The sequence below is a fragment of the Microbacterium sp. genome (assembly GCF_052099035.1).
In the GTDB taxonomy this organism is placed as follows: domain Bacteria; phylum Actinomycetota; class Actinomycetes; order Actinomycetales; family Microbacteriaceae; genus Microbacterium.
Window position 1 is genome coordinate 1 of sequence record NZ_JBQDSX010000114.1, and the last position, 3,257, is coordinate 3,257.

At 65.5% G+C, this 3,257-nt stretch carries 3 protein-coding genes and 1 pseudogene; 1 reads left to right on the top strand and 3 read right to left on the bottom strand.

Annotation, left to right across the window (positions count from 1 at the left end):
• Positions 1–6: 6 nt before the first annotated feature.
• The 3 genes from ACTIAO_RS16855 to ACTIAO_RS16865 form a co-directional block, all read right to left on the bottom strand.
• On the bottom strand, positions 7–309 hold the full coding sequence (locus ACTIAO_RS16855; RefSeq protein ID WP_441907259.1) for a hypothetical protein: 303 nt from the start codon (positions 307–309) through the stop codon (positions 7–9).
• Between the two features lie 76 nt (positions 310–385).
• Positions 386–1,351, bottom strand: coding sequence for a hypothetical protein (locus ACTIAO_RS16860; RefSeq protein ID WP_441907260.1), 966 nt, complete (start codon positions 1,349–1,351; stop codon positions 386–388).
• 86 nt (positions 1,352–1,437) lie between these two features.
• Positions 1,438–2,130 (bottom strand): NTP transferase domain-containing protein, encoded by a 693-nt coding sequence (locus tag ACTIAO_RS16865; protein ID WP_441907261.1) that lies wholly within the window; start codon positions 2,128–2,130, stop codon positions 1,438–1,440.
• Positions 2,131–2,361: 231 nt separating this feature from the next.
• Between ACTIAO_RS16865 and ACTIAO_RS16870 the strand changes: the two are divergent.
• Positions 2,362–3,257: pseudogene (locus ACTIAO_RS16870) on the top strand (hypothetical protein); the annotation flags it as partial.

Sequence of the window (3,257 nt, forward strand, 5' to 3'; positions counted from 1 at the left end):
CGCGCATCACACGACGAATCTCCACACGTACTCCAGGCCGTCCGTCGGGCGGAACCAGGCCAGGGTGACGACCACCTCGTCGAGATCGGCCGCGCACAGGCACAGCTCGATGTCTTCCGACGGCAGCACCTGTCCCCACAACTGAGTGCCCTCGCTGCTCTGATCGTCACGGAAGACGCGAACGAAGTCGGCGCTCTCCACGCTTGCATTGACGACGACCGGATGGGTGGGCTCGGATCGGCCAATGAGCCACGGCACGCGATAGGCGCGGGAGGAAGACGGGTCTGACGGATCGATGGGTCGCAGCATGAGGGCCACGGTAGGAAGGGCCGCCGACGCCAGACCGGGCATAGCGACCCGTCAGAGGGGAAACAGGGGAGGAGCGTCAGGATTCCGGTTCTGTGGAGGACGAGTCCAGCTCGCGATTCTTGCGCCTGCCGCGGGTGAGGTCACCGGCTTTCTGACCGACGCGACCTACCCCGCGGGCGACGGTTCCCGCAGTGCGCGCAACAGTGCCGGCTGCGCCGGCCATTGCTGATCCGGCGAAGCGTGCGCCATGCAGCATCCGCAGTTCGATCCGCTCGGCATCGCTCCCCGGCTCGAGCTCGGTCGGGAGCATCGCCGGTGCGACACCGAACGCGCGCCGCGAAGTCGTCAGCACGCGCCTGCCGAGCAGATGGTTGCCTGCGCCGCCGATTGCGGCCCCGATGCCGAATGGCATCGCCTTTCCGACGAATGACGCCCCACCGGCTGCGGCGAAGTGCTTCACGAATCGTGTCTTGAGCTGATCGACAACCGGCCCCACCGCGGCGCGCGGGAGCGACTTCGTCACGAGCTCGCCCCAATACGATGACCGCCCGATTCCGCGACCGGTGGCCTGCTTGGTGAGCTGGCTCACGAGGTCCACACCCTCTTTGCCCATCATCAAGGTCATGACCAGCGCACGCGCACGATCCGGGTTCTCGATCGCGATACCGTGCACCTCGGCGAGCGACTGCGCGAACAGCGCCGTCGATTCCAGGAATCCGATCGTCTCCATTCCCGAAAGTGCGAGCGTGATTCCGGTGCCGATCCCGGGAACGACGGCCGTGGCACCGACGGCCGCACCGCCGGTCGTCACCGCAGCCAGATAGCGACGCTCGAGAATTCGCACGAGGCGATCGGGCGTGGCATCCGGATTGCGCAGTCGGATGCTGCGGATATGGGCGAGCACGAGCGGACGCTGGATGGAGAGCACCTTGTCGATGCCGCGAACGGTGAGCGGGTGCTCCTCGGAGCCGACGGGCGGCACTCCTTTGTCCCAGGCGGAGTCGTCTGGGAGCGAATGGATCTTATGCACCTTCTTGGCCATGTCCAGATCCTATGCACGCCATCCGCGAGAATGCCGAAAGCCCGACTCCTCGCGGAGTCGGGCTTTCGTGGTTCGACAGGATCGGGTCAGACGAAGAGGTTCGCCCGCTCGAGGTCTTCAGCGAAGTCGACTTCGACCGCGTACAGGTCGGAGACGTCCATCGGCTCGAGCAGCAGGCCGTCTTCGGCGATTGCGAGCTCGAGACCACGCTCGAAGTAGTCCTGGTCATCGACGCGGGAGAGCTGACGCATGAACGCCTTCTTGTGCGCGGATGAGATGTAGTTGATGCCGACAGCCTCACCGAGGCCGCCCTTCACCGTCTTGGACAGCTCCTTGATGAAACCCTCTGCGGTGACGGTGTACTTGACCTCTTCGTCGCTGACCTTCGACGTGTTGACGGTCACGAAGGACTGGTCGCGCTCGATGAACTCGATCGCACGACCGAGGATGCGTGGGTCGAAGACCACATCGCCGTTCATCCAGAGCACGCCGCCCTTGCCAGTGGCGCCGAGGGCGCGCAGCAGGCTCTTGGAGGTGTTGGTCTCGTCGTAACGCTCGTTGTGCACGTAGTTGACGCGCGGGAACGCCTCGATGATGGTCTCGGCGCGGTAGCCGACGACAGCGGTGATGCGGGCCTCACGGCCGAAGGCGGCACGAATGTTCTCGTGCTGCTGCTGCATGATCGTACGTCCGTCGCTGAGCTGGGTCAGCGGCTTAGGCAGGGCACGGCCGAGGCGCGAGCCCATGCCAGCGGCAAGTATGACGGTTTGAAGAGTCACGAATTCTCCTAAAAAGATTCTGTGTTCACGGTCGGTTAATCGACCAGACACTTCTTCGTGCCGCTTTCATGCTAGCGATGGCTCCTGTGAACCCCCGGGAATAGGCCCCGCTGTTGTCATTTCGTGATCAGGTACACACCCGTTGCACAGGTCGACCGCGGCCGCTGAGTGCCTACGACGATTATGACGCCCGACCCCGAGAAAGTCCCCTGCCATTGATACCGTAGGACCGTGACTGCTTCTGTGGATGATGGTGCCGAACGGCCCGAAGATGCATCGAATGCTGCGCCGGAGGCGAAGGCCCCCCGCGCACGCTCGACGACCACGAAGGCATCGAGTGCCGTGAAGAAGACGTCCAGTGCGCCGAAGAAGGCCACGAGTACTGCGAAGGAGGCGCCCAGCACTGCAGCGAAGGCCCCCAGCGCAGCGAAGAAGGCACCGAGCACCGCGAAAACGTCCAGCACTGCGACGAAGACGCCCAGTACTGCGACGAAGGCGCCGAGCACAGCGAAGAAGGCCCCTACAAAAACCGCGGCTGTGAAGACGGTAGCGGCGCGATCGACTGCGCCTGCGCCGAAGGCGGCGACCGCCGCCGCTCAAGCTGCGGCTGCCGCGACCAAGACCGAACAGGCTAAGACGGCTGCCGCGAAGAAGGTGACCACGAAGACCACTTCTGCGAAGACCACGGCGGCCAAGACGGCGGCGGCGCGCACCGCCGCATCGAAGGCCACGACGCGAACCTCGACGTCCCAGGCCACGGCGGCCAAGACCGCTGCCGCTAAGACGGCGGCGCAGAAGGCTGCCGCTACCCGGGCGGCGAAGGCAGCTGCGGCGAAGGCCGAGAAAGAAAAAGCCAAGGAGCAGGATGCCGCTGCGCGGTCAGCGGCGCGTGCGAAGCCGCGCGTTGCTGCCGATGACGCAGCTCCGACGGCCGAGACCGTTCCCTCGCCGGCAGGTGACTCGATCCCGGCCGGTGCGGCCGCTTCCGTGCCCGCTGCGGAGCCGGACACGACGGTAGACCTGGAGTCCGTGCTGGAAGCCGATCCAGTGGTCGCGATCGAGGAGCTTCTCCAGACCGAGTCCGTGGTCACGCCGGAACCTGTCGAGCCCGAGCCCGAGCCCGAGCC